The following is a 24,485-nucleotide window of genomic DNA, read 5'->3' on the forward strand; positions in this document are numbered from 1 at the left end:
AATTTTTGATTGAGTTTGTCACCACGGCAGATTTTCAAGATCTACATTCCCGCCCGTAAGAATAATTCCAACTTTTTTGCCATTTAAATCTAAATCTCCATCCAATAAGGCCGAGATTGGAACTGCACAGGAAGGCTCAATAATAATTTTCATGCGTTCCCACACTCGTCTCATATCCCGAACAATTGATTCTTCTGATACGGTAATAATTTCATCTATATTTTCTTCTATGATTTGAAAAGTGAGTGAACCCAAAGATGTTCGTAGTCCGTCTGCAATAGTATCAGTTCGTAATACCGGTTGAATCGATCCGGCTTGAAATGATCTGTAAGCATCATCTGCCAACTTCGGCTCGGCTCCATAAACTTGAATATCAGGATTGATTGCTTGCGAAGCGATGGCCGTACCGCTCATCAAACCACCGCCTCCAATCGGTGTAATAATGATATCCAGGTCGGGTACCTCTTCAAGTAACTCTTTTGCTGAGGTTCCCTGACCGGCAATCACATCTGCATTGTTGTATGGATGAATAAATGTGGCTCCGGTTTCTGAGATGATTTGATCTGTTGTATCCTGCCGTGATTCTATCGTGGATTCACAGAACACAATTTTTGCACCATAATCGCGAACAGCATTTACCTTCACTTTTGGAGCATTTTCAGGCATCACAATCGTGGCTTTATACCCATTCATTTTTGATGCCAGGGCAACCGCCTGTGCATGATTTCCAGAGGAGTGGGTGATTATTCCTTTCTCGCCCTCCTCTGTGGAAAGTTTAGAGATAGCGTTAAACGCTCCCCGGAATTTAAATGCCCCGACCTTTTGAAAATTTTCACACTTGAAGAAGAGTTCGGCACCGGTCAGATGATTGAAATACGAAGATTGAAGTACAGGCGTTTTGTGAGCATGCCCAAGAATTCGTTTGGAGGCCTCTTCAACATCTTTGTATACAGGAATATCACTCATCAGTAATCCAGTCCGGGTTGGGTAATTTCGTAATTTATTTTCTCTTTTGATTCATTTACTATCTCTTCAACATCATCGAGAAGCTGCTGGGCATCGTAAATAATACCGTCTTTTATGGTGTATTTAATTCCTCCAACCCGAACAGCTTCATTCTCAGCATTCACCCGTACAGCACCGGTTCCATAGAGTACTTTCAGGTTTTTCTGTGGATTTTCATCAACAAGTACTAAGTCAGCCAGTTTGCCAATTTCAATGGTTCCGAGTTGATCATCAACTCCCAGGACCTCGGCCGCCTTCAGAGAAGCTGATTGAAAAATTTCAAGTGGGTGAAATCCGGCTTCCCGCATCAATTCCATCTCACGGATGTATGCAAATCCGTACAGTTTATAAATATAACCCGCATCAGAGCCGAGAGTTACCGTACCGCCACGATTTTTGTATTCATTCACAAAATCCATCCACAACCGGTAGTTTTCTTTCCATGCTACTTCCTGCTCGGTACCCCAGTTAAACCAATAGGAGCCATGGGCTTCTCGGTTCGGTTTGTAAAATTCCCAAAGCGAAGGAAGAGTGTATTTTTCATGCCACTCCGCACGGCGTGCTCTCATCAGATCGCGGCTGGCTTCGTAGATAGTAAAGGTTGGATTGATCTCAAAGTTGCGATCCAACAGTGTATTCATTACTTCATTCCAATGGTCACTGCCCGGCTCTGCGGCTTGTTTCCAGAGTTTGCCTGCTTCCTCAAAACGGTGTTGTTCGTTGCTGTAATTATAATCCAGCGGGTAATCCTGGATAACCTGATCCGTGAAAAGAGCTTCCGGCAGGCCGTACCAGTGCGTCATCCCTTTCAGGCCCATTTCGGATGTATCTAAAACATTTGCATAGACCACACGGGTTTGGGCGTGATGAGTCATCGACCCAAGTCCTCGTTTGTTAGCTTCATCCAGTGCTGTTTCCCAGATTTCCGGACGGGCACCAAAAAATTTGATACCGTCAGCTCCTTGTACATCAATCTTTTGAACCCAGTTTCGTGCCTGTTCGGGAGTGGTAATCGGTTTTTCAGATCCCATCCCGAAGCCGGCGTATGCAAAAATTCGGGGAGCCGTTATTTCATTATCTGCACTTCTCTGTTTATGGCGAAGTGTCCATTCTAAACCATTAAAGGAACCGGGTTCGCGAATAGAGGTAATTCCATGTGCCAACCACAGTTTATAAACATATTCCGGGTTGGTTCCCTGCGCTTGTCCGCCTGTGTGTGCATGCATATCAAAAAAGCCGGGCAGTACGTACATGCCAGATGCATCGAGTTCCCGGGTGTTGTTATCTGCTTCAGGGCGGTTATCTTCATCAATTGGCACGCCGGGATATCCAACAGTTTGAATATCTGTAATTCTGTTTTCAGAGATCACAATATCAACAGGACCAACAGCGGGAGAGCCTGTGCCGTCAATCATGGTAACACCTCTTATGATAAGCCGATCATAAGGTCCATCGCCTTCAGATCGATTCGGTGCATCGTGCATTTGAGCAGATGTGGTGGAGTAGCTAAACAGAATCAGCAGGAAAGCAAAACAGAATTTACATTTCATCGAGAACATTTTTAATCAAATTACTTCGATGATGAATATAACAACACTGCTTCTTTATTCAGAAATAGCTTTTATTTCTTTTAGTTGATTTTCTAAGACCTGCCTGTAGTCGGGCTGTCGGATTGGTGTTTAATATTACAATACTCCAACGGTCCTTACCCAAAAGGCATCGCTTCGCGGGAAGCGTCCTTTAATAAAACCTATAAACGCATTCTTTTATTCAATTGTATAGAAGTTATAAAACCCGTTTTCAGGTCGATTACCGGTTTCCATCAACGTTGCCCTGCCCCGAACTGAAATAACTTCACCTCCAAGAAAACTCCTGGCCGCACGCCTTGCAAACCATCCCAATTCGCCCAGTATAGAGAATTTTTCATAATCGTAGGTTCGGGTGAGCCGGATATCAGGTTCCTTTTCCATCTCCAGATCCATGATTCTGGCTATTGAAACATCAAATACTTCCGAACTATTCATTCTTGAAATTCTTTTCGTTCCGTTTACAGATAATTTTCCATTCTCTTTTTTGATTCGTAAACCAACTGTATAATTCCGGGCGTTATTTTTGGGCAGGAGGTAGTATAGTGTATCCCAGTTTTGACTATTCTGCTGGTGTACAAAACGGTAACCGCTTTGAACGAGATCGGTAGTTGCCCGATCCTGGTAAGTATGATCCATATATGCAGTTCCTTTTACGGATTTTTCAACATCATTAACTGCTACAGTGCCCCGAACTTCGGCATATGGAATATGCGTGATAATTCCAACGTCATCACCCTGGATGTGATAAGTTCCGTCTCCCCATTTTAAACCCCTGTGGATGTTGGAGAAGTCTAATTTCACTTTATAAAAGACATCGTGCTTTGTGAATTCTACATGTACCTGATGCTCCTTTGGCAATTTCCCTCTGAATAAGATTGTCCGGTTTTCATGAAGTTTAAACAGTTGTTTTTCCCGATCCTGGATCAGTTCATTGATCGGGTACTCCCTGGATACCTGGTAAAGTTCTCCATCAAGGTTGTAGATGGACATCTGTAAACCACTTACAGGACTCTTAAAACTCCCGAAATTTGCTACTGAAAAAGCAAGATGAACGATTAATCCATCATTCAGATAAAAATGGTAGTTCCACATCTCGTTATAATGACTCCCTTCAAGTGTTTTGGCCCAGATCTCATCGTCATCAACCGGTTTTAAATCGCCATTTGGATTGGCAAATTGCGCTGAAACAGGAGAATAGTTCAGGAAAGTTAGGATTAACAAAATCGGGTAAAACGTTTTCTTCATATAATCTGTGAAATGGGAATGATACTTCAACCTTTGTGTGCCTGTAAATTGAGTTATAGAATGTTTCATAACGGTTTCGGGGAAAAATAGTTGTCCAGATAAACCTGACTGATTCTGATAAAGGTTGGTATATTTTAGTAATGATAATTGTTTATACAGCAAGTGATGAACAACTGTTCCGTAGCAGAAAGTAGTTGGAAATTAAATAACACAATTATGCGCCTATCTGTTAGTATTTAATAGAGATAAATAAGTAAATAGGGCCATACAAGTAATTGATAATATTTTTTTACAAGTGTTAATCATCAGAAAAACATCTGTCCTGTAGATAATTCGAAAATCAATTTCGATAAAATTCTAATGATCATCAATCTAATCCTGCTGATGACTTACCCTGTTTTTAATAAAGGACGATTGCAACATGTTCTGGTCCCGGTGCTCTGCTCCGAGGGGTAGTCAGGGCTGCTCTTTTGTTTGATTTAACGATTAGGATTAAGCGATATAGATATTGGTTAGCCCGTTAATATCTTGATTTGGTATGCTGAAAGAATCTCAAGCTTTACTGAAAATCTATATTCCACAATCTACAGCGAATAAAAAAAGCGTGATCTGCAATTTTGCTAATCACGCTTTTGGCGGAGAGGGAGGGATTCGAACCCTCGGTACCTCGATAGAGGCACACTCGCTTTCCAGGCGAGCCCGTTCGACCGCTCTGGCACCTCTCCAATTTGTCAAAGACTCCAAAGATAGAGTTTTGTTAATCTACATTCAATGTGGAAATGATTGAGGACTTACCCCATTTTTGTAAGTGTAAACTTATTGCATGTTGTATGTCCTTTTGTCTTGATACAAAAGAACGAAAAAATCAAAGGCTGTGAATACTTGGCGGCGGACACGAGTTCACCGTGGAATCCTTTCAATGGTCCATCAGGTTTTCAACCCTTAAATTTCGCTCCTCGCCGGTATGAAAGGATTCTTCTCACGGTTCACTCGTTGTCCTTTTTCCCGCCAACTATTCAAGGTCGGTTATTTTCCCAAAATCACCATTTCCACTTGTTAAATGTATTAAACTACTGTTATTTAATACTTTAGCACACTTAAACTTAAAATTTCGGGGTAACTTCTCGGAATCGATACAGATTTAATGAATTTGCGAAATTGTGCATTGCTGTTAAATTAGAGATATCTACGTTTAAAACTCTATATCAGGTATTGACATCATGAAGAACCTCGTATTTCTATCTTTCCTTTTGTTGGCAACATTACTCGGCACCTGTGCACACGCCCAAACCAACGACACCTATTCCACTCAACAAGGCGATTTGACGGTCCACCCGGTCAACCACGGTTCAATTGCATTTACATTTGATGGCAAAACCATTTTTGTTGATCCGTTTGGTGGTGCCGAACTCTATTCTGAGTTTGGAGCACCTGACATTATTTTTATCACCCATACCCACGGCGATCACCTGGACCCGGAGACGCTCAATGCTCTGAATACCGATAATACAATATTTGTAGTACCCATGGCCGTAGTTGAGCAACTGGACGTACCACATCAAAAAATCGTGGTTATCCAAAACGGCAATTCTACACAGGTGATGAGGATTCCGGTTTCAGCAATTCCAATGTACAACCTGCCGGAAGACGATCCTGATTCAAGACATCCAAAGGGAAGAGGTAATGGATATGTGATCGATTTTGGTGGACAAAAGGTATACATCTCCGGCGATACAGAGGATATTCCCGAGATGAGAGCGCTGGAGGGAATCGATATTGCGTTCGTATGCATGAACCTGCCGTACACGATGGATATAAACCAGGCTGCTGATGCCGTGATTGAATTTCAACCCGCCGTTGTTTATCCATACCACCATCGCGGACAGGATATCCGGGAATTCAAAAATTTAGTCGATGCCGCCGGTGTGGATGTAGAAGTGAAATTGCGGGATTGGTATCCGGAGTGATGTTGCTTGAAAATTTAGGTTTATCATTGTGAGCAAAAAGTAAATATCGATTGCATTTGATAATTAGAGTATTACTTGAAATAGAAGCAGATCATCTTAATGATATGACCAGATCATGGATAATCTATAATCTCTTTAATGCTGAACTGGTGATATACACAGTGTATCAATAGATCCAACATTGAGAAATTTAAAATTCTATCATAAGTAATTTCTGCAAATGTTTTCCTTATGATTTCTGAAATTGAATTAAGTAAAAGAGCTTATAACACTCCCGGTCTTCCAAGGTTTTATCTCAAATTCTATAATATTGGTAATAAGGGAGCTAAATCATTCGAAGCATCCTGGAGTTTCGATATTGATGCTTTTATTGAACTAATAAGAAGAAATAATGAGGACGAGATATTCAGAATATTAAGGAGAGAAAATTTTATTTCTATTTCTTCTGAAAACACGACTTTAATACTGTGATGTAATTGATCGGCAAACTACATATTCAAAAAGTCTTATAGTTAATATGAATTAAAGAAACCAGAAAGAATTTTTGACTCATAGTTATCTAAATCTTTATATCTATCTTTAATTAAATACATTCAAGATAATGAAACAGAGCAGGTACATTGACTTTGATAATATTGAAATCACTCCTTAACCTATCAATTAACTATAATGACATCAAGGGAAAGATTATAGCAGTAGATTTTTATGGATTATTTCAGCTCAGAAAATAATTGTACATTTACTACAGAAATATGCTATAGAGAAATCCTCCTAATTCTATCAGTTAAAATTATCTACTCGAAAATTTTAGTGCTATGGCCAAAAAACCAAATAGAAACGATCCGTGCCACTGCGGGAGCGGCAAGAAATACAAAAACTGCCACATGAAACAGGACAATTCGGCTATCACCTCAAAAGCGGGGATGATTGGATTGGGAATTGCAATTTTGCTGGGGCTCCTGTTTGTGTTTATGCAGCTGCGGGGTGAAAGTGGATCTCAAAACTGTCCCGATGGAACGGTATGGTCAGAGGCACACGGGCATTGTCATTAATCCCTTCGTACCTGTTTTTGATATCTGATAGGGCGTTCCGCCATGAATCATCCATTTCGATATACCAGGAAATCAACTCTCCAGATCCTTACCATTTTGCTGATTTCTGGTTTGAGTGCAATTCTTCTGATGGATGGCTCAGCCCAAGCTCAAGGGTCTGCTGTTCAGGAGTATGATTGGCGCGTGATTCGAGTTTTCCCCCATGATACAAGCGCATTTACACAAGGCTTGATTTTCAGCGGTGGATATTTGTATGAAAGCACCGGCAGGAAAGGGAGATCTGGTATCAGGAAAATACACCTGGAAACAGGAGAAGTTGTACAGCAACAGCCACTTGGGGATGAATACTTTGGTGAAGGGCTCACCAGGTGGAATGATCGGTTGATACAGCTCACCCTCTCGTCAGGTGTTGGGTTTGTGTATGATATCCATTCTTTTGAGAGGCTTCAGACATTCAAGATCAAAGGAGAAGGCTGGGGGCTTACAAATAGCGATCAGGTGTTGATTATGAGTGACGGATCATCTGTCCTGCGTTTTTTAAGCCCAAAAACATTTCGGGAGATCCGGCAAATAACCGTCAAAGAAAATGGAAAGCCGATTTCTGAACTAAACGAGTTGGAGATGATCAACGGAAAGATTTTTGCCAACAAACTATTCAGCGATGAAGTTCTAATGATCGATCCATTCACCGGCGAAGTGAATGGCAGAATTGACCTGGAGAGATTAGTAACCGGTGTTAAAGCCAAACATTCTGTGAGTGTTTTAAATGGAATTGCGTATGATTCTGAGAACGACCGGATTTTTATTACTGGAAAGTTGTGGCCGAATGTTTATGAAATTGAAATTTGGCGACGGGATAGAGATTGAAACCTATAAATGAGTATACGATATTATTGGGGAATTATGAGGATTCCATAGTATTCGAATTAACTCCCGGTGGAGAATTGTATTTCAATGGAAAGATTCAAATGCACATGATGTAGCTATCGTGGATTATCATTCATAAATACACTTAAAAGTTATGATACCTAAAAACAGAGTAACCACGCATCCCGGAACAATACTACTCAAGGAATATCTTGAGCCAATGAAACTTACACAGAAAGAACTGGCTGATCATTTGGGAATACCGATTCAACGAGTCAATGAAATTGTTAGAGGAAAGAGAGGAATATCCCCTGATACAGCTTGGCTATTTTCTGAAGCATTTGACACTTCTCCTGAATTTTGGTTGAATCTTCAGGCTATGTATGATTTATCATCAAACCGGCCGGATAAGCATGTCAAACCACTCAAGACTGTTGACGCTTAAAACGTTCTATTGAAACCAGATCATCAATTTCTTTTCCTTCTAAAATATTTTCAACTAACATCTCAGCCATAAACCGCCCCATCAGTAACCCTTTTGATCCAAGGGCACCGATGATGTACAATCCTTTTTTGTCGGGATGAGCACCAATCACCGGCTTTCTGTCCTGAACGGTTACACGAACGCCGGACCATTGCTCAACAGCAACACTCTTTTCTACCCAACCCGGCAATGTTTTTTCGAATTTACCTTTAAGGTATTTCAGTCCGTCTGGGTCGGTTTTCAGGTGATCAAAATCATGTTCATAAGTGCTGCCAACCGTAATCTGGTTGGGCTGATTTTTCATAAATGCCATATATCCTAAACTGGATATGGAAGAGTCCAGGGGGAGGGGATCCTCAAATATGAATGTTGCGGTTTGTCCTTTGATGGGGTGTAGATTTAAAAAATCCCACTCGCCGGACCCTGCCTGGTTGTAACCCGTGGCATCAATCACAACATTTGATTTATACCGAGAGCCGCTATCTATTTCAGCAATCCAATCTTCCTGATCTTGACGAAGGTGGTAATTCGATTCAAATTCCGTGCCGACGTCTCGTTTCGCCAAATACTTTCCAAATGCCCTCATAAAAAGTGAACCATCAACAGTCATCGCTTTCTTTACATAAAGTCCACCAAAATGGTTTTCAAAGACCGGAAACTGCTCAGAAAATTTCTCTTTCGGGAACCATTCAATCCAGTCATCCGGCCAGTTGTATTTTTCAGGGGAGCGCTCAAAGTTATTCGCCAGTTTTTCTGTAAGAGCCGGGCGAATGACTCCATTATTTTCATAGAATCGTTCATCAGTCTCATCCTGAACTCGTTCCAGAAGATCAGAGATCAAACCAAAACACTCTTTGTGCTTTCCAGGCTTTACGGGCACGCCGGCCAGTAGCAGGATTTACCAACATTCCCGGGGAACCGGACGTGCCATCACCGGGCTGGTTTGGGTCGATAATGACACATGTACCTTCCTTTTGCTGTATTGCATCTGCACATGAGAGTCCGGCAATACCACCTCCGAGAACAATTACATCTACTTGAATGGTATCAGTCACTACAGGAGGTTTTCAGACGTTACAATATTTACTCCTTTCTCTTTCATTTCATCCCAAGCGGCATCCAGAGAGCCATCCAGGTCAATTCCTTTAACGGCATCTTTCACAATATGCATATTGAACCCCTCGTCAATTCCGTCGAGGATAGACCATTTTACACAAAAATCGGTAGCGAGTCCCACAGTATAGAGATCTGTAATTCCTCGCTGCTTTAAATAGCCAGTGAGGCCTGTTGTAGTTTCCTGATCGTTCTCAAAAAAAGTGGAGTAAGAATCGATCGCTTTACGGAATCCTTTTCGAATCACAACCTGTGTTTTTAAAGTATTCAGTTCGGGGTGAAATTCAGATCCCATCGATCCCTGTACGCAGTGATCGGGCCATAAAACCTGGGTGCCGTAATCCATCTCAACTGTGTCGTAAGGTTCCTTTCCTTCGTGTGTGGAGGCGAATGATGAATGACCCGCGGGATGCCAGTCTTGCGTTTGAATGACGACATCAAATACATTTACCAACTTATTAACGGTCGGTACAATGGTGTCGCCATCGGGAACGGCAAGAGATCCGCCGGGACAAAAATCATTTTGAAGATCAACAATCAATAATGCTTTCATAATGTTACGATTTTAAAAGATTCAAAAGATTATCGCGTGTTTCCATCAGTCTTGTGCTGATGCCCACTTTGTAGATGTGGGGATTATCAAAACGTTTAAACTCCGGATTGAGTTTACTAAATCGCGATTTTTTGTATTTGGCAATCTCTTTTATTGAAGGCAGTTCAGTTTTTAGCTCACCGTCTTTAATAACATGAATCAGCAGTTGTTCGTACTCTCTGCTGTTTAAATTACTTTTTTGAGCAGGGAAGGTAGGATGATGCATCCGTTCCAGGATCGTTTCATTTTCCAGCAAAACAGCATCTCCGTAAAAACTTCCATCGTTATTTAGGTAACGGTAGATCTTTTTGTGTCCCGGAAGCGTAATTTTTTCGATGTTTTCAGAGATCTTCAACGTGGGATTCCCGCCAATAGAGCTCAGTTTATAAACTCCATCGAGTGCCGGAGAGTTATCTCCCGTTACAAGTCTTGTTCCTACCCCAAATATATCAATGGGAGCTTTCTGGGTTTTTAAACTGGCAATAACACGCTCATCAAGTTGATTGGAAGCGGCAATTTTAACATCCTGAAATCCGGCGTCATCCAACATGGTTCGCGCCTGTTTTGAGAAATAAGCAAGATCACCGCTGTCCAGGCGAACTCCTTTTAACTCATATCCTTTTTCTCTCAATTCCTGACCAACTTTTATCGCATTGGGTACACCACTTCCGAGCGTATCATATGTATCAACAAGAAGAATTGTACTGTCTGGATAGTGTTCGGCGTAGGTTCGAAATGCGGTGAGTTCATCATCAAACGATTGAACCCAGGAGTGCGCCATTGTTCCACCGGCCTGAATAGAAAATTGTTGTGCTGAGTAAACATTGGAGGTGCCGTCGAATCCGCCAATCATAGCTGCCCGGGTAGCGTGTATACCGGCAAGGCCCTGTGCACGACGTAATCCGAAATCGAGTATAGTAGAATCTGTACCGGCTGCAAATCTGATTCGGGAAGCTTTGGTGGCTATCAGAGATTGAAAATTGAGCACATTTAACAGAAGAGTTTCAATAAGCTGTGTTTCAAGAAGGTTTCCTTCCACAGTTACAACAGGTTCGTTCGGGAAGATAATTTCTCCCTCTTTGACGGACCAAATATTACCTGTAAACTTAAATTCACTAAGAAAATTAATAAACTCTTTATCGAACCCCTCGCTTTTAAGGTATTCAATCTCTTCCGGGCTAAAACTCATGTTATTGATTGTGTCAATCAACTCTTTGAGTCCCGCAAAAATTACATATCCACCATTGAATGGATTTTTTCTGAAAAAGTAATCGAAACTGGCACGTCGATTGTGAATACCGGATAAAAAGTAACCTTGTGCCATGGTTAGTTCATAATAATCCGTGTAAGATGCAGGGCGATCTATATACATAAGAATACTTGAGTTAATAATTCCAAAGGAAAATAATGAATGGAAGAACAACAAACAGGCTTCATGTTGCAGGACAAAATTTATCTCAATAGTCAGAGCTTTAAATAATCGAGCTCAATACAAATATATCCTGTAAAGTAAATCTTGTATATTGATATCCTTATATTTTGTTGTTTCAAAGAATTAACCTGTCTGGATTGAAGAAGATTGTATTAACCGTATTGTTGGTTTTTTTAATAGTAATGATAAAAAACTGTGCCACGCCGAGGGGGCCAACGGGTGGAGAACCAGATCAAGAGGGACCAATAATTATTGAAACGGAACCGGCCAATGGCACAACTAATTTCGATGGTAATGAGGTAACCTTTATCTTCGATCAATTTATTGAACGGAACTCTTTTCGTGATAATGTAAGCGTTGAACCGGACCTGGGTATTGAGTTTGAAATCGATTTTGGACGAAAATCAGCTACGGTTGAGTTTTTGTCGCCACTGCCTGAAAACACTACCATTATTATAAAAGTGGGAACGGATGTAACGGATACTGACCGAAACGAAATGGATGCACCGTTTGACCTTGCACTGAGCACCGGAGATGTCCTGGATGATGCCACGGTTACGGGCCGGCTTCTTGGTTCTCAAACAGGAAAAGGCGAGAATGGAAATCGTGTATTTTTATACCCTGAACCGTTTGATCTAACCCAGAGATCGAGATATGTAGCTGAAACCGATACTTCCGGTCGTTTCCGTTTTGGATATCTCAGTGAGGGTATCTATAAGGCTTTTTGGGTGAATGATTTAAACAGTAACCGGATATGGGAGCAGGGGCGTGAAAATGCTCAGCCATTTCATGCCGATACATTTGAGCTGGCTCGTGAGGATTCAATTGATATTGGAACGCTCTATATCGACTCGCCCGATACAGTGGCCCCAAAAATGGATGGAATTGGTTTGCTGTCTCAGGAGAGGTTGCGGCTTCGGGTTTCAGAAGAGGTGATATGGGAAGATAACGGGGAATTTATACTTACAGATACGCTGGATAATGAATTTACGCGAGCCGTTCCTCTCTATAAATCGGAACAGGATCCCACTGTGGTATTTGCCCAGCCCTTTCAGGTACTGGCGGACAGCTTGCAGTTTTTGATGCAAGCAAACGGGATAACGGACAATGCCGGGAATCCCCTGAGTATAGATGTGGCTCCATTTATGGGATCGGCCCAGGAAGATACGACTGCTCTCCAAACAATATCACATAATTCAGGCAGTGGACTCTTCCCGGATGAAGCTCTTGAAATTACCTACTCAAAATTTATTGATGATGATTCCGTAGTAGATTCGCTGGTAGTTGTGGAAGGGGATGCCGTAAACGAGAGTTGGGATTCGCTTGAAGTGGACAATCACATATTACGAATTTTACCCCCAAACGGAATTTGGGAACCTGGTATTAGCTACGAATTCAGGGTTTGGAATCCATGGATGCAGGAACGAGAGCAGATTGATCCGGATATTTGGCAGAAAAATCAATTGGGCGGAGTTGAACTAAACCTGGAGAATGGAGATTCAACAGTAACATCACACATCACTTTGACTGACACAGAAGAGAGTATCCGCGTAGATACTACATTTACAAACTCTGTTTTCCTGGATAATCTTCCTCCACTTGAGTATAAAGCCGTTGTTTACGAAGATAAAAATGGAGACGGCATGTGGAATGTTGGAACAGTTGATCCTTTCTCTGCTCCTGAACCCTACACTGTACGAACACAAATTCCTGTTCAGGAAGGTTTTACTGCGGAGGTCTCTGTTTCTTATCCTAATAAGGAAACCACGAGCAAAGAAGCTGAAAATATCGAATCTGAAGATGAGAACAACGCTGAATCGAACCAAAGTACTGAAAACAACAATCAATAAACTATGACAGACCAGATAATTGATTTTATATCAACTCATGAATTGACATTTAAAGTCATATTTATACTTGCAGGAACAATAATCTTGGCAAATATCGTCAGAAGAATCTACAAAAAACTTGTAGAACGAAGTGTTGATAACGACGATCATTTAACGACCTACCGTTTTTTAGGAAATTCCATTGCAACGGTAATCTATGTGATTGGTTTCAGTTTTGCGATCTGGAATATTCCCTTTCTGAAACCGGTGGCTCAATCTGTTGTAGCAGGTGCCGGAATCCTGGCAATAGCCGTTGGTTTTGCATCTCAGCAATCACTCGGAAATATTATTAGTGGTTTCTTTATTGTGATTTCAAAACCCTATAAAATTAACGACAGAATTACCTTTAGTGACGGTTTGGTAGGTGTGGTAGAGGATATTGGGCTACGTCATACAGTAATCAGAAATTTCGAAAATCAACGCATCATTATACCCAACTCTATTATTAGTAATGAGCGGTTGATCAATGCACATTTTGAGGAGCCAAAAGTGTGTCGTTTTGTTGAGATTGGAATCAGTTATAATTCAGATATCGATCTTGCAAGAAAAATTATGGCTGATGAGATTGAAAAACATCCGCTTTCAATAGATAACCGAACACCGGAAGAGAAAAAGGAGCATGAGCCCATTGTAAGAATACGTGTGGTTCTGCTTGGAGAGTCATCCGTAAATTTAAGAGCATGGGCCTGGGCAGAAAATCCACAGGATGGATATTTTCTGTATACAGATGTAATTGAAAGCATAAAAAAACGTTTTGACAAGGAAGGCATTAATATTCCATTTCCACAGCGAACGCTCAGTTATTTGGATCAAAAGAAAGAAGAGGTCCCTTCAAAGAATTAAAACATCTGAATATTTCAGACTTTATAATTTAAGTTATTTCTTGGGACAGTAAATTAGAATAGTGCTATGTCAAGTATAAAATTTCAGTTTATTGAATGGAGTAATAATTTTCCCCTCCTTATGAAGGAGGTGCCGGGGGTGGTTATTCTCCCCTGGAGGGGAGTACGGCGAAGCCGGGAGGGGTGTACATCCCCCTGCTCACTCCGTTCGCTTTCCCCCTTCAAAGGGGGACTTTTTATACCGACATTTGATTCTTGACTCGACAATAGAAAAAAAATATGTCTGATTCATCGACAACAAGTACAGGAAAAATTCAAAAACAGTCATCTGCAAATGGTCAGTCTGTAGCTGAGAAGTACCAGGCAACGAATAAAATACGGTTCATAACAGCGGCAAGCTTGTTTGATGGCCATGATGCCAGCATCAATATTATGCGGCGAATATTACAAGCTACGGGGGCTGAAGTGATTCATTTAGGTCATAATCGTTCGGTTCATGAAATTGTTCAATGTGCCATCCAGGAAGATGCCCAGGGTATTGCGGTCAGCTCTTACCAGGGCGGCCACAACGAGTATTTCAAATATATGATCGATCTCTTGCAAGAGAATGGTGCCTCGCATATCAAAGTCTTTGGCGGCGGTGGTGGTGTGATTTCTGACGATGAGATTGAAGATCTGCATAAGTATGGAGTGACACGAATTTTTTCTGTTGAAGACGGAAGCGAAATGGGATTGCAGGGGATGATCAATTACATGATAGAAGCCTGTGATTTTGATCCCTGTGAAAATTCAGAGATCAACCCCAAAAAACTGAAGGAAGGGGATTTCAACACCATTGCCCGGGCTATCACAGCGCTCGAAAATCACAAAGATAATCTGATCTCTTATTCTGATTCTCAATTGAGTATTGACGGTAAAGAGATAGATCCATCAGAAAAACAGATTCCGATTCTTGGGATTACGGGAACCGGTGGAGCGGGGAAGAGTTCGCTGACCGATGAGATTATCCGACGATTTCTGACTGAGTTTGATGAACTTACAATCGGTGTTATTTCTATCGATCCATCCAAGGTTCGAACCGGCGGAGCACTTCTCGGTGATCGCATTCGGATGAACAGTATCGATACGAAGCATGTATTTATGAGAAGTATGGCTACGCGGGCTTCCAACAGATCGGTCAGTGAGTCTTTAAATTCTGTAATTGAGATGTATAAAACTGCTGGTTTCGATCTGATCATTGTTGAGACCAGCGGAATTGGACAGAGCGGAACCGAAATTGTGGATGTTTGCGATATCCCGATCTATGTTATGACGCACGAATATGGAGCCGCTACACAGCTCGAAAAGATCAATATGCTGGATGCAGCTGAAATAGTTGTACTCAACAAATTTGAGAAAAAGGGGGCCCTGGATGCCCTTCGGGATATCCGAAAACAGATGCAGCGAAACAGGGGAGACTGGCATATCAAACCGGAAAAGATGCCTGTTTACCCGACCATTGCTGCACAATTCAATGATGAGGGAATACACAGGCTGTTTGCCAAAATTGTGGAGCTTACAAATGAGAGATATCCATTGAATTGGTCACCCCGTTTATATACCAACTCCGAACCTGCAGAAGATATTCAAACTCAGGCCATTATTCCGGGTCGGCGACAGCGATATCTTTCCGAAATCTCTGAAACGATTGAGGATTATCACCAGTGGACAAAAAATCAGGTTGACATTGCAGCAAAACTCGACCAGGTGAAAGGAACCTTCAACCAGATTAAAGACTGGAAACCGGATGATGAAGAGAAACTTCTGTCAAGGTTGGAAGAGATGGAGAATCACTGGACGGAGCAGTTAGATCCGCTGCCCAAGAAAATATTGGAAGGTTGGGATGAACTTTACAAACAGTATTCCGGCGAAGAGTTTACCGTAAAAATTCGTGGTAAAGAGATCAAAAATAAACTAAAACGGGAATCCCTCAGTGGTACCAAAGTCCCGAGAATTTCGCTGCCAAAAACTAAGAATCTTGGAGATCGGCTGGAATTTGCACTCAAAGAAAACCTGCCGGGCTACTTTCCGTTTACGGCCGGGGTTTTTCCATTCAAACGAGAAGGGGAGGACCCTACCCGGATGTTTGCCGGAGAAGGAACCCCTGAGCGTACCAACCGGCGATTCCACTATGTGAGTGAAGGGATGCCCGCTGCACGACTTTCTACAGCATTCGACTCAGTGACGTTATATGGAGAAGATCCGGCTCACCGACCGGATATTTATGGCAAAATCGGGAATTCGGGGGTAAGTATCTGTACCCTCGATGATATGAAGAAACTCTATTCAGGCTTTGAACTGACCTCACCCAAGACATCCGTTTCAATGACGATTAATGGCCCCGCGCCTATGATTTTGGCGATGTTTATGAATACAGCCATCGATCAGGAAGTGGAGCGATATTTGAAGGAGCAGGGTGAATGGGAGAGGGTGGAGAAAGAGATTAAAAAATACTTTGAGGAGAATGACCTGCCTCAGCCGAAATATCATGATGAGTTACCGGCAACAAATGACGGTTTTGGTTTGGGACTACTTGGCGTAAGCGGCGATCAATTTGTGGAAAATGATACGTATGAACGTATTAAAAATGAAACACTGCGGGTTGTTCGCGGAACTGTACAGGCTGATATCCTGAAGGAGGATCAGGCTCAAAATACATGCATCTTTTCAACTGAATTTGCCCTGAAAATGATGGGAGATGTGCAGAGTTACTTTACCGATCATAAAGTTAGAAATTATTATTCGGTGTCTATTTCCGGGTATCATATTGCAGAGGCGGGTGCAAATCCAATCACTCAGGCTGCCTTTACTCTTGCCAACGGATTTACCTATGTAGAGTATTATCTCTCACGCGGATTGGATATCGACGATTTTGCTCATAACCTCTCGTTCTTTTTTAGTAATGGTCTCGATCCCGAATATGCCGTCATTGGCCGGGTTGCACGACGAATTTGGGCTATTGCCATGAAACACAAGTACGATGCAAACGAGCGTTCTCAAAAACTGAAATATCATATACAAACCAGCGGCCGGTCGCTCCACGCAAAGGAGATTCAATTTAACGATATTCGTACTACACTTCAGGCTCTGATGGCTGTTTATGATAACTGTAACTCATTGCACACCAATGCTTACGATGAAGCGATTACAACGCCGACAGAAGAATCCGTACGCCGTGCATTAGCTATCCAGTTGATCATTAACAAGGAGCTGGGGTTGACGATGAACGAAAATCCGCTCCAGGGATCGTTTATCATCGAAGAACTGACAGACCTGGTTGAAGAAGCAATACTTACAGAATTTGACAGGATTACTGAGCGCGGCGGTGTTTTAGGAGCGATGGAGAGCATGTATCAGCGCGGGAAAATACAGGAGGAGAGTTTGCATTACGAATCACTGAAACACTCCGGTGAGAAACCGATTATTGGAGTGAACACGTTTTTAAGTGATTCGGATTCAGAGGAGGTGGATCGTGAAATGGAGTTGATCCGGTCAACAAAAGAGGAGAAAGATCAGCAGATTGAGAATTTAGAGGATTTTCAAGAGCGTAACCGCACATCGTCTGATCAAGCTATTCAAAAATTAAAACAAGTGGCAAGGGAGGATGGAAATATCTTTGGGGAACTGATGGAAACGGTGAAATCCGCCTCTTTGGGACAGATTACACACGCCCTTTACGAAGTTGGCGGGCAGTATCGCAGAAATATGTAAGCAGAAATAATTTGGTGGTTGTTATCCAAACAACTTGTTCCAGGCGGCAACAAATGCCCATATAAGACCAACGATTACTCCGATCAAAATGGATATGAGGAATATGAAAAGAATCCAGTTTAGAATTGAACTTTGATTTTCAAGCTGATCGGGATTTTGTTCAAGTTTTTCAAGCAGAATGGCATTCCTGAGATTTGCTTTCCAGGCCACATCAAAAATATCTCCAAGAACAGGGATCGCACCAATCGTTAAATCCACAAGTATATTTATAAACATTCGGATAAGCACCGCTGGTTTTGCACCGAGTTTAGCAGCATAAGCCATAAAATAGATGGAGAGAGAAGCCCCGGCTAAATCACCCACCCCTGATACCAGCCCGATGATGGGGTCAATTCCTACTTTAATCTTTGTACCGGGAATTGTGAATTGACTATCGAGAAGTTCCGCGAATTTTCGGGATTTAGAATGTTTTGATACGTTTGTTGCCAAAATATAGACGCTTATGTTGTTTCCTGGAGATTACCTTTCAATGACGAAGATGCAGGTGAGCAAGATAACATTCGGTGGGTTAATGTTACCGGTTTTTTAGGAAGAGTCTAAAAGTACCGACCTGTTTTTAAAAAAGAATCGAATTGTATAAAGATGGAAAGCAACATGCATACTCAAAACTATAAGGAAATGAGTATGCATTCGTTAAATTTTAAAAATTTGTTACCCGGCAGGAGTGGACTGAGTAATGAGGCCTTTTAATTTTTCGGCCTGAGCTAATTGCTGACTATTAGGATAGTCGTTTATAACAGTTTCAATGTGAGTAAGAGCTTGATCATAATTGCCGGCTTCTCTGTGTGCCTCCGCAGCTTTAAAAAGATTGTATGGAGTGGTTGAACTGTTCTCATCCCAGGTTGCAGCTTTTTCGAACTGAACTGCTGCCTCATCGAATCTTTCCAGTTCTACTAAAATATTAGCATGCATTGAGATAGGGGCAACACCTAAAATTCCTTCAGGCAGATCGTATTCTTGTATATATGTTAATGACTCTTCATAATTACCTAACTCAAACTCAGATATTGCAGCATAGTAATGAGCTAAATTTCCGGCATCAGTTCCACTGTAATTCTCCGCAATTTGAACAAATCCCAGCGTAAATTCTTCCTCGTTGCCATACAATGCTTCCTGAAAGTTTCCTTGCAGCAGTTCCTGCTCAGCAATTCCCAGTAAATTTGTAGCTTCTACTTCCTGGTTGCCGGTGTAGATTACATATGCTATTGACAGCCCAATGGCCAATAACAGTCCGATACCTCCACCAATAACGGCTGCTTTATTATTTTCATAGAAGTGCATGAATCTCGAAGAATATTCAATCAGAATATCCTGTTCGAGTTCTTCTTTTTTTAGCTTACTCATAATTTCTTTTTGTTTAAATAGATGCCCAATTTGGTTTTCAGTCGAGCTTTTTGAAGAGTGTCAAAGTTAAAATTAGTTGATGATTATACCAAGTAAAAAGAGAGTGGAGATTACATATTTGAATCGCCAAGAGTCATCCGATGAGTGACCAAACTTGAAACAAGGATATTACTATTCAGACTCATTGGATGACTCCTCATATTTAAATCACTGATCAAACCGGTTTAAATCAAAATCCTCAAAATTGTCGATAACAAAGTCAGCCGGGGAGAGATCTTGGTTCCCAGAATTAGTATTTCTATATCCTACACACTTCATATTGGCAGCTTTTGCAGCCCGTACTCCATTGTTGGAATCTTCAATCACAAGACAATTTTCGGGAGGAGTGTCAGCCATTTCGGCGGCTTTTTCAAAAATTTCCGGGTGTGGTTTTGAGGTATCCAAATCTGCACCGCTGATTCTCAATTCAAAATAGTCCAGCAGATCAAATATGTTAAGCACCAGCTCTATGTTTCTCATTTCAGATGACGATGCCAATACCAATTTTATATTCTCAGAATGCAGTTTATCAATGAGTTCAACAACTCCTTCAATAGGATCATCATCAAAAGAGTTAGAGATAATATCGATATACCGGTTTTGTTCTTTTATGGTCATCTCATCAGGATCGATCTCAAGCTGATACTCCTCCTTCACGCAATGCCAGAGATCGGATCGGCCCACATATTTTGCATGTTCGTCGTGAGTTAATTCTATTCCCACCTCTTTAAAAAGCTGTTTCTCAACCTGCATATAGATCGGTTCACTGTCTATGATGACTCCATCCATATCAAAAATAACTGTAGAAATCATGATTCGTTTCCTTCCATATTGTTTAATCTAAAGTGGTTTAATTTCCCGACCCTCTGGGTCGGAAAAAAGATAAAAGTCCCCCTTTGAAGGGGGAAGCGAACGGAGTGAGCTGGGGGATGACTATCTGAGTTTTGTATTGACTAAGTCTTGGTTCTGAAGTATTACACCCCTCCCGGCTAAAGCCGTACTCCCCTCGAGGGGAGATTGATCATCCCCCATTGCCCCCTTCAAAGGGGGACACTTTACAATAAGTGCATAGATTTTAAAAAAATTTGGATTATAAGTTGATACCTCGTGAGCTCTGCCCCGTGGGAGTTCATTCTTTGTTTTGGAGTTTGTCGATCAGTCATCTAATGAGTGAGTCAGCTATAAAGGAAAATCCTATCGGATACGCTCATCGAATAGATTTACAAAAATAAAACCTGCTCTAAACCCTGTTCAATGTCCCATTTTGAAGGGAGTAAACGATATCACAGCGTGTAGCGATCTCCTTTTCGTGGGTTATGAGAACGATGGACAGATCTTCCATCTCCCGAAGTTGAAAAAGCAGGCTGAGGATCGATTCTGTATTTTTTTCGTCGAGATTTCCCGTTGGTTCATCAGCCAGAATGATAGAGGGATGATTAGTCAGTGCCCTAGCCATTGATACTCTTTGCTGTTCTCCTCCGGATAACTGAGAGGGCCTGTGGTTCAGCCGATCACTCATCCCAAATCGATCAAGCAATTCTGTGGCTCTTTCTTCCGCTTTGGAGAAAGGAGTGTCCTTGATCAGTGCGGGCATCATTACATTTTCCATAGCGGTAAATTCCGGCAGCAAATGATGAAACTGGAATACAAATCCCACATTTTTATTTCGAAGTTCGGCAAGTTGATCCTTTTTAAATTGATAAATCGATTTTCCATGCCAAAACACATCGCCGGATGTGGGGTGATCGAGGCCTCCAAGAATATGAAGGAGTGTACTTTTGCCGCTGCCACTGGATCCGACGATCGAAATGATGTCGGCTTTTTTAATCTGCAGATCTACACCCTGTAAAATTCGTAAAACGCCATCTCCGGATTCAGACGGAAATTCCTTGTGAATGTCGGAGCCCTGGAGTACAAAATTTTCACTCATCTCAATCCGCTTTATTCTGAAATTCCGGGTAAATCACCGATTCAACAGAGGTACACTTTCCTGTTTCTGTGTTAATATCCACAACAACACCGCACATCCGGTTGTCGTTTTTGGCAATTTTATAACGTTGTGGTGTTCCAAGCGTGAATCGCCGGATGGAGGTATCTTTGTCCATACCAATGACCGAATCAAAAGGCCCGGTCATGCCCACGTCTGTGATATATCCGGTGCCATTCGGCAGGATCCTGGCATCATTCGTAGGCGTATGTGTATGTGTTCCAACCACAGCAGAAACTTCGCCATCCACCGTCCAGGCATAAGCCATTTTTTCAGCTGTGGCTTCGGCATGAAAATCAACAAAAATAAGATTGGTTTCCTTTTTGATACGTTCGAGAGCCCATTCTGAGGTAGAAAAAGGATCGTCAATATCAGCCATAAACGTTCGACCCTGGAGATTTAAAACGCCCAACTTTAAACCGGTTTTACCGATATCGTAAATGCCGTATCCATATCCTGCATTTCCTTTTGGGAAGTTCAGTGGTCGAAGAAGGTGATCGTCTGTCTTCATGTAGGAAAAGATCTTCCACTTGTCGAACGAGTGGTTTCCGCCTGTGATGGCATCTACTTCTATATCATATAAACGCTGAACGATATGCCGGTTCAGTCCCCGGCCTTCATGCGAATTTTCGGCGTTGGCAATGATGAAATCCGGATTGTATTTGTCTCGCAATGACGGGAAAATGGTTTCGAGCAGAGCCAGCCCCGATTCACCGACAATATCAGCAATAAAAAAAACTCTTATCGTATCAGACATAACATGGGTTGATATCAAAAATTAACAAGGTGGAAAGTACTGATTTTTTAGGGAGAGAGTGAAAGAAAAATCTGGTACCCTACATCGGCAGGGGTTGTCCAAAAAGGATGTCATTCTGAACTTGATTCAGAATCTCCAATTGTTAATCAGTGTGGAGATACCGGATCGGGGTCCGGTATGACAAAAATGAAAATATTGATATTTCTTACATCCTTTTTGGACAGCCTCTGCCGAATTAGTGAATTCGAGCGGGGAAACTCGCCAGCCGAATGGGTAGCAGAAGGTTAGTCATCCGATGAGTGGATGAGCTGAGAATGGAAAATTTGCCGGGTACAATCATCTGATGAGTTGGGTGGAGGTATTTATTAAAATCTACGGCTCAACAAGATCAGCAGATGTAATCGGCCAGACACGATGAAAGTCTGAAATATTGTACGTAACCAATATGTCACACCCAGTCTTTTCAGCTGCTTTGGCGATTAATGCGTCATAAATTAATGCGTCATAAATAATTGCGCCGTGAAGCGAGAATTCTTTCATTTGTGTAATCACGGAAAGGTAGTCCGAATCATGTAATGAAACCGGTGTAAAATATTTAGGTACAATCTTTTGAATAAGTTGACTGGCTATTTCAGGAGAATATGTAAAGTAAGCTCTGTTACTGGTCAAATGTCTGAACATCTCTGCAATTGAATGAGTGGCCATAAAAAATTCAGAGGTGTCTATATTGTCTAAATAATAGTCTGCACAAGCCGAATGATTAGGATGTTCAAGAACATAAAGAGCCAGGAGAGAACTTGTATCAAAACAGATTTTTTTCATAGACCAACAGAGGATCTGACCACTTTTGTCATTCGATCATCCGGATCATCAGGGTAAGCTTTATCAATATCCGCTTTTGTAAATGGAGGGCCAAGTAAAACGGGCATTCCGGTTTCGGGATCTGTACCGAGTTTAAATTCACTTTTTTTGTGAATTTTCGGTTTAGGAGCGGATGTTGTTTTTTTCCTTTGCTTACTCATGGATGTATAAATGTATATCCGAATATACCATAAAACGTTCAGAAGCCGCAACTGTTATTCAAAGAGAAAACGAGTCATCCGATGTTTGTACGAGTTGAGAATGGAAAATTTGCCGGGAACAATCATCTGATGACTGCGGCAGGGCTCAATGATTCGCCAGCCGAAAAATCCAATCGGCAGGCGAAAGAGATAATAGGCTCAGGCAAGCCGATCTGCTTTTGGTTAAACAAAAAGCACAATCGTCACAAAATGGCTTAAGCTTCCGGCCAGTACAAATAGGTGCCAAATTCCGTGGGCCAGCCTGTGTTTATCACTCAGTGCAAAGAAGATCACACCGGTCGTATAGAAAAGCCCGCCGGCCATCAGCCAGTTCACGCCATCAACAGATATTCGGTTAATAAGCGTATCCATAAGGAAAAAGGCGATCCAGCCCATGCCCAGATAGATAGCAACCTGAAGAATACGGCTGCCTGATTTATGAAGCAGATCGATAATAATTCCAATTGCAGCAAGTCCCCACACGATTCCAAAGAGAAGCCAGCCGATATCCCCGCGAAGGGTAATTAGAGTGAATGGAGTGTAAGTACCGGCAATCAAAAGGTAGATGGAGATATGATCGAGCTTGCGAAAGATCGTTTTCCATTTGCCGCGAAAACTGTGGTAGAGAGTAGAGCAGGTGTAAAGTGACAGCAGACTTAAACCATAGATAGTAAAACTGGTAATACGCCAAAAGCCGCCCTTTTGAGCAGCAATATAGATCAATACACCCAAACCAATAGCAGAGGCAATACTACCAATGAGGTGTGTGTAACTGTTAAATCGTTCGCCGTGATACATATTCTTTAATTACGTAAGTAAAATAAACAGGGAAAGATGTAAAACCGTTCAGTCAACTTCTGAAGTTAAGAAATATCATTGATCAGTTTAGAAATTTCTTCGTTGATTTGATCCATCAACTCGCTCTCTTTTTCATCAGTTTGATTGAGCTCCGTTCTCAATTCAAACAACTCTTCAGTGATGCTAAGACAGGCAAGAATCATAATGGTAGAGTCGGGTTGATTGGAGAACTGATTCCGAAAAAGCTTGAATTTTTCATCCACGTAGGCTGCTATTCGCCGTGTATTTTCAACTTCCGATTCTTCAACTTTGAGTGGAATCTGTTTGCCAAGTATGGTTACCTTAATTGATTCCATCTCAATCCTCCAGGTATTTATCAATCTTTTCAATTAAACCGGACACCTGGTGCCGCATGGCAATTCGTTCCGATTCGCTGATATTCGAAAAAATATCCGCCTGGTCTTTTTGAAGCTCGTTCAGTTTCGACTTCAGCTTCATATTCTCGCGATTCAACTCTTTATTCTTTTTTTTGAGATGCTGAACCCGCGTACGTATCTGATCCAGTAACTTTTGGAATGTCTCTTTTTGGATCTCATTCACAGCCATGGATTT

Annotated in this window: 25 protein-coding genes and 1 tRNA gene; 8 read left to right on the forward strand and 18 right to left on the reverse strand. The window is 41.7% G+C overall.

Going from position 1 to position 24,485, the window contains the following annotated elements; genetic code table 11:
* Positions 1-18: 18 nt before the first annotated feature.
* The 4 genes from U5K72_09820 to U5K72_09835 form a co-directional block, all read right to left on the reverse strand.
* Positions 19-966, reverse strand: a complete 948-nt coding sequence (locus tag U5K72_09820) for a pyridoxal-phosphate dependent enzyme (protein MDZ7719099.1) — start codon at positions 964-966, stop codon at positions 19-21.
* Positions 966-2,555: an amidohydrolase family protein gene (locus U5K72_09825; protein ID MDZ7719100.1), complete on the reverse strand. Its 1,590-nt coding sequence runs from the start codon at positions 2,553-2,555 to the stop codon at positions 966-968. Before U5K72_09825 ends, U5K72_09820 begins: the two co-directional genes overlap by 1 nt.
* A 216-nt stretch (positions 2,556-2,771) precedes the next feature.
* On the reverse strand, positions 2,772-3,908 hold the full coding sequence (locus U5K72_09830) for a hypothetical protein (protein ID MDZ7719101.1): 1,137 nt from the start codon (positions 3,906-3,908) through the stop codon (positions 2,772-2,774).
* A 564-nt stretch (positions 3,909-4,472) separates the two neighbouring features.
* Positions 4,473-4,564 (reverse strand) — tRNA-Ser (locus tag U5K72_09835).
* Between the two features lie 495 nt (positions 4,565-5,059).
* Here U5K72_09835 and U5K72_09840 point away from each other — a divergent pair.
* From U5K72_09840 to U5K72_09860, 5 genes are all read left to right on the forward strand, one after another.
* Positions 5,060-5,806, forward strand: a complete 747-nt coding sequence (locus tag U5K72_09840) for an MBL fold metallo-hydrolase (protein MDZ7719102.1) — start codon at positions 5,060-5,062, stop codon at positions 5,804-5,806.
* A gap of 231 nt (positions 5,807-6,037) precedes the next feature.
* Positions 6,038-6,277, forward strand: a complete 240-nt coding sequence (locus tag U5K72_09845) for a hypothetical protein (protein ID MDZ7719103.1) — start codon at positions 6,038-6,040, stop codon at positions 6,275-6,277.
* A 344-nt stretch (positions 6,278-6,621) separates the two neighbouring features.
* Positions 6,622-6,858 carry an SEC-C metal-binding domain-containing protein gene (locus tag U5K72_09850; protein MDZ7719104.1) on the forward strand — a complete coding sequence of 79 codons (237 nt, stop codon included), beginning with the start codon at positions 6,622-6,624 and terminating at the stop codon, positions 6,856-6,858.
* A gap of 42 nt (positions 6,859-6,900) precedes the next feature.
* Positions 6,901-7,725 (forward strand): glutaminyl-peptide cyclotransferase, encoded by an 825-nt coding sequence (locus tag U5K72_09855; protein ID MDZ7719105.1) that lies wholly within the window; start codon positions 6,901-6,903, stop codon positions 7,723-7,725.
* 154 nt (positions 7,726-7,879) lie between these two features.
* On the forward strand, positions 7,880-8,170 hold the full coding sequence (locus U5K72_09860; GenBank protein MDZ7719106.1) for a HigA family addiction module antitoxin: 291 nt from the start codon (positions 7,880-7,882) through the stop codon (positions 8,168-8,170).
* On the opposite strand, the gene U5K72_09865 is transcribed toward U5K72_09860, so the two are convergent.
* From U5K72_09865 to U5K72_09880, 4 genes are read right to left on the reverse strand one after another with little or no spacing between them, the layout of a single operon-like run.
* A complete protein-coding gene (locus tag U5K72_09865; GenBank protein MDZ7719107.1) occupies positions 8,151-9,050 on the reverse strand; it encodes an FAD-dependent oxidoreductase in 900 nt (299 codons plus the stop codon). The two genes, U5K72_09860 and U5K72_09865, sit on opposite strands and share 20 nt — an antisense overlap.
* The gene (locus tag U5K72_09870) at positions 9,040-9,264 is read right to left on the reverse strand and encodes an FAD-dependent oxidoreductase (protein ID MDZ7719108.1); all 225 of its coding nucleotides are present in this window, start codon (positions 9,262-9,264) and stop codon (positions 9,040-9,042) included. The genes U5K72_09865 and U5K72_09870 overlap by 11 nt, the downstream gene beginning before the upstream one ends.
* Positions 9,264-9,875 (reverse strand): bifunctional nicotinamidase/pyrazinamidase, encoded by a 612-nt coding sequence (pncA, locus tag U5K72_09875; GenBank protein MDZ7719109.1) that lies wholly within the window; start codon positions 9,873-9,875, stop codon positions 9,264-9,266. The genes U5K72_09870 and pncA overlap by 1 nt, the downstream gene beginning before the upstream one ends.
* A gap of 4 nt (positions 9,876-9,879) precedes the next feature.
* Complete coding sequence (locus U5K72_09880; GenBank protein MDZ7719110.1) at positions 9,880-11,286, reverse strand: nicotinate phosphoribosyltransferase; 1,407 nt, start codon at positions 11,284-11,286, stop codon at positions 9,880-9,882.
* Between the two features lie 197 nt (positions 11,287-11,483).
* Here U5K72_09880 and U5K72_09885 point away from each other — a divergent pair, with 197 nt between their 5' ends.
* The 3 genes from U5K72_09885 (at position 11,484) to U5K72_09895 (ending at position 17,827) form a co-directional block, all read left to right on the forward strand.
* Positions 11,484-13,196 (forward strand): Ig-like domain-containing protein, encoded by a 1,713-nt coding sequence (locus tag U5K72_09885; protein MDZ7719111.1) that lies wholly within the window; start codon positions 11,484-11,486, stop codon positions 13,194-13,196.
* A gap of 3 nt (positions 13,197-13,199) precedes the next feature.
* Complete coding sequence (locus U5K72_09890) at positions 13,200-14,078, forward strand: mechanosensitive ion channel family protein (protein ID MDZ7719112.1); 879 nt, start codon at positions 13,200-13,202, stop codon at positions 14,076-14,078.
* 278 nt (positions 14,079-14,356) lie between these two features.
* A complete protein-coding gene (locus U5K72_09895; protein MDZ7719113.1) occupies positions 14,357-17,827 on the forward strand; it encodes a methylmalonyl-CoA mutase family protein in 3,471 nt (1,156 codons plus the stop codon).
* Positions 17,828-17,848: 21 nt separating this feature from the next.
* Here U5K72_09895 and U5K72_09900 read toward each other — a convergent pair whose 3' ends face one another.
* The 10 genes from U5K72_09900 to U5K72_09945 all read right to left on the reverse strand — a co-directional run bounded on the left by U5K72_09900 (position 17,849) and on the right by U5K72_09945 (position 24,479).
* Positions 17,849-18,316, reverse strand: coding sequence for a DUF4112 domain-containing protein (locus U5K72_09900; protein ID MDZ7719114.1), 468 nt, complete (start codon positions 18,314-18,316; stop codon positions 17,849-17,851).
* A gap of 222 nt (positions 18,317-18,538) precedes the next feature.
* Complete coding sequence (locus tag U5K72_09905) at positions 18,539-19,231, reverse strand: tetratricopeptide repeat protein (protein MDZ7719115.1); 693 nt, start codon at positions 19,229-19,231, stop codon at positions 18,539-18,541.
* 207 nt (positions 19,232-19,438) lie between these two features.
* Entirely contained in the window at positions 19,439-20,083 is a 645-nt protein-coding gene (locus U5K72_09910) for an HAD family phosphatase (protein ID MDZ7719116.1), read from the reverse strand.
* Between the two features lie 427 nt (positions 20,084-20,510).
* Entirely contained in the window at positions 20,511-21,200 is a 690-nt protein-coding gene (locus tag U5K72_09915; GenBank protein ID MDZ7719117.1) for an ABC transporter ATP-binding protein, read from the reverse strand.
* A gap of 1 nt (position 21,201) precedes the next feature.
* Positions 21,202-22,014 (reverse strand): TIGR00282 family metallophosphoesterase, encoded by an 813-nt coding sequence (locus U5K72_09920; GenBank protein MDZ7719118.1) that lies wholly within the window; start codon positions 22,012-22,014, stop codon positions 21,202-21,204.
* A gap of 372 nt (positions 22,015-22,386) precedes the next feature.
* Positions 22,387-22,836, reverse strand: a complete 450-nt coding sequence (locus U5K72_09925) for a type II toxin-antitoxin system VapC family toxin (protein MDZ7719119.1) — start codon at positions 22,834-22,836, stop codon at positions 22,387-22,389.
* Complete coding sequence (locus tag U5K72_09930) at positions 22,833-23,036, reverse strand: hypothetical protein (protein MDZ7719120.1); 204 nt, start codon at positions 23,034-23,036, stop codon at positions 22,833-22,835. Before U5K72_09930 ends, U5K72_09925 begins: the two co-directional genes overlap by 4 nt.
* Positions 23,037-23,258: 222 nt before the next feature.
* A complete protein-coding gene (locus tag U5K72_09935; protein MDZ7719121.1) occupies positions 23,259-23,873 on the reverse strand; it encodes a hemolysin III family protein in 615 nt (204 codons plus the stop codon).
* A gap of 65 nt (positions 23,874-23,938) precedes the next feature.
* Positions 23,939-24,229 (reverse strand): cell division protein ZapA, encoded by a 291-nt coding sequence (locus U5K72_09940; protein MDZ7719122.1) that lies wholly within the window; start codon positions 24,227-24,229, stop codon positions 23,939-23,941.
* Between the two features lies 1 nt (position 24,230).
* Positions 24,231-24,479: a hypothetical protein gene (locus U5K72_09945; GenBank protein ID MDZ7719123.1), complete on the reverse strand. Its 249-nt coding sequence runs from the start codon at positions 24,477-24,479 to the stop codon at positions 24,231-24,233.
* Positions 24,480-24,485: the final 6 nt, after the last annotated feature.

This window comes from Balneolaceae bacterium, from assembly GCA_034521495.1.
Lineage (GTDB): Bacteria > Bacteroidota > Rhodothermia > Balneolales > Balneolaceae > Rhodohalobacter.

Excerpts from the sequence above, each read along its gene's own strand:
- U5K72_09820 (MDZ7719099.1), bottom strand. The coding sequence starts at position 966 with ATGAGTGATATTCCTGTATACAAAGATGTTGAAGAGGCCTCCAAACGA.
- U5K72_09825 (MDZ7719100.1), bottom strand. The coding sequence starts at position 2,555 with ATGAAATGTAAATTCTGTTTTGCTTTCCTGCTGATTCTGTTTAGCTAC.
- U5K72_09830 (MDZ7719101.1), bottom strand. The coding sequence starts at position 3,908 with ATGAAACATTCTATAACTCAATTTACAGGCACACAAAGGTTGAAGTAT.
- U5K72_09840 (MDZ7719102.1), top strand. The coding sequence starts at position 5,060 with ATGAAGAACCTCGTATTTCTATCTTTCCTTTTGTTGGCAACATTACTC.
- U5K72_09845 (MDZ7719103.1), top strand. The coding sequence starts at position 6,038 with ATGATTTCTGAAATTGAATTAAGTAAAAGAGCTTATAACACTCCCGGT.
- U5K72_09850 (MDZ7719104.1), top strand. The coding sequence starts at position 6,622 with ATGGCCAAAAAACCAAATAGAAACGATCCGTGCCACTGCGGGAGCGGC.
- U5K72_09855 (MDZ7719105.1), top strand. The coding sequence starts at position 6,901 with ATGAATCATCCATTTCGATATACCAGGAAATCAACTCTCCAGATCCTT.
- U5K72_09860 (MDZ7719106.1), top strand. The coding sequence starts at position 7,880 with ATGATACCTAAAAACAGAGTAACCACGCATCCCGGAACAATACTACTC.
- pncA (MDZ7719109.1), bottom strand. The coding sequence starts at position 9,875 with ATGAAAGCATTATTGATTGTTGATCTTCAAAATGATTTTTGTCCCGGC.
- U5K72_09880 (MDZ7719110.1), bottom strand. The coding sequence starts at position 11,286 with ATGTATATAGATCGCCCTGCATCTTACACGGATTATTATGAACTAACC.
- U5K72_09890 (MDZ7719112.1), top strand. The coding sequence starts at position 13,200 with ATGACAGACCAGATAATTGATTTTATATCAACTCATGAATTGACATTT.
- U5K72_09895 (MDZ7719113.1), top strand. The coding sequence starts at position 14,357 with ATGTCTGATTCATCGACAACAAGTACAGGAAAAATTCAAAAACAGTCA.
- U5K72_09905 (MDZ7719115.1), bottom strand. The coding sequence starts at position 19,231 with ATGAGTAAGCTAAAAAAAGAAGAACTCGAACAGGATATTCTGATTGAA.
- U5K72_09910 (MDZ7719116.1), bottom strand. The coding sequence starts at position 20,083 with ATGATTTCTACAGTTATTTTTGATATGGATGGAGTCATCATAGACAGT.
- U5K72_09915 (MDZ7719117.1), bottom strand. The coding sequence starts at position 21,200 with ATGAGTGAAAATTTTGTACTCCAGGGCTCCGACATTCACAAGGAATTT.
- U5K72_09920 (MDZ7719118.1), bottom strand. The coding sequence starts at position 22,014 with ATGTCTGATACGATAAGAGTTTTTTTTATTGCTGATATTGTCGGTGAA.
- U5K72_09925 (MDZ7719119.1), bottom strand. The coding sequence starts at position 22,836 with ATGAAAAAAATCTGTTTTGATACAAGTTCTCTCCTGGCTCTTTATGTT.
- U5K72_09930 (MDZ7719120.1), bottom strand. The coding sequence starts at position 23,036 with ATGAGTAAGCAAAGGAAAAAAACAACATCCGCTCCTAAACCGAAAATT.
- U5K72_09935 (MDZ7719121.1), bottom strand. The coding sequence starts at position 23,873 with ATGTATCACGGCGAACGATTTAACAGTTACACACACCTCATTGGTAGT.
- U5K72_09940 (MDZ7719122.1), bottom strand. The coding sequence starts at position 24,229 with ATGGAATCAATTAAGGTAACCATACTTGGCAAACAGATTCCACTCAAA.
- U5K72_09945 (MDZ7719123.1), bottom strand. The coding sequence starts at position 24,479 with ATGGCTGTGAATGAGATCCAAAAAGAGACATTCCAAAAGTTACTGGAT.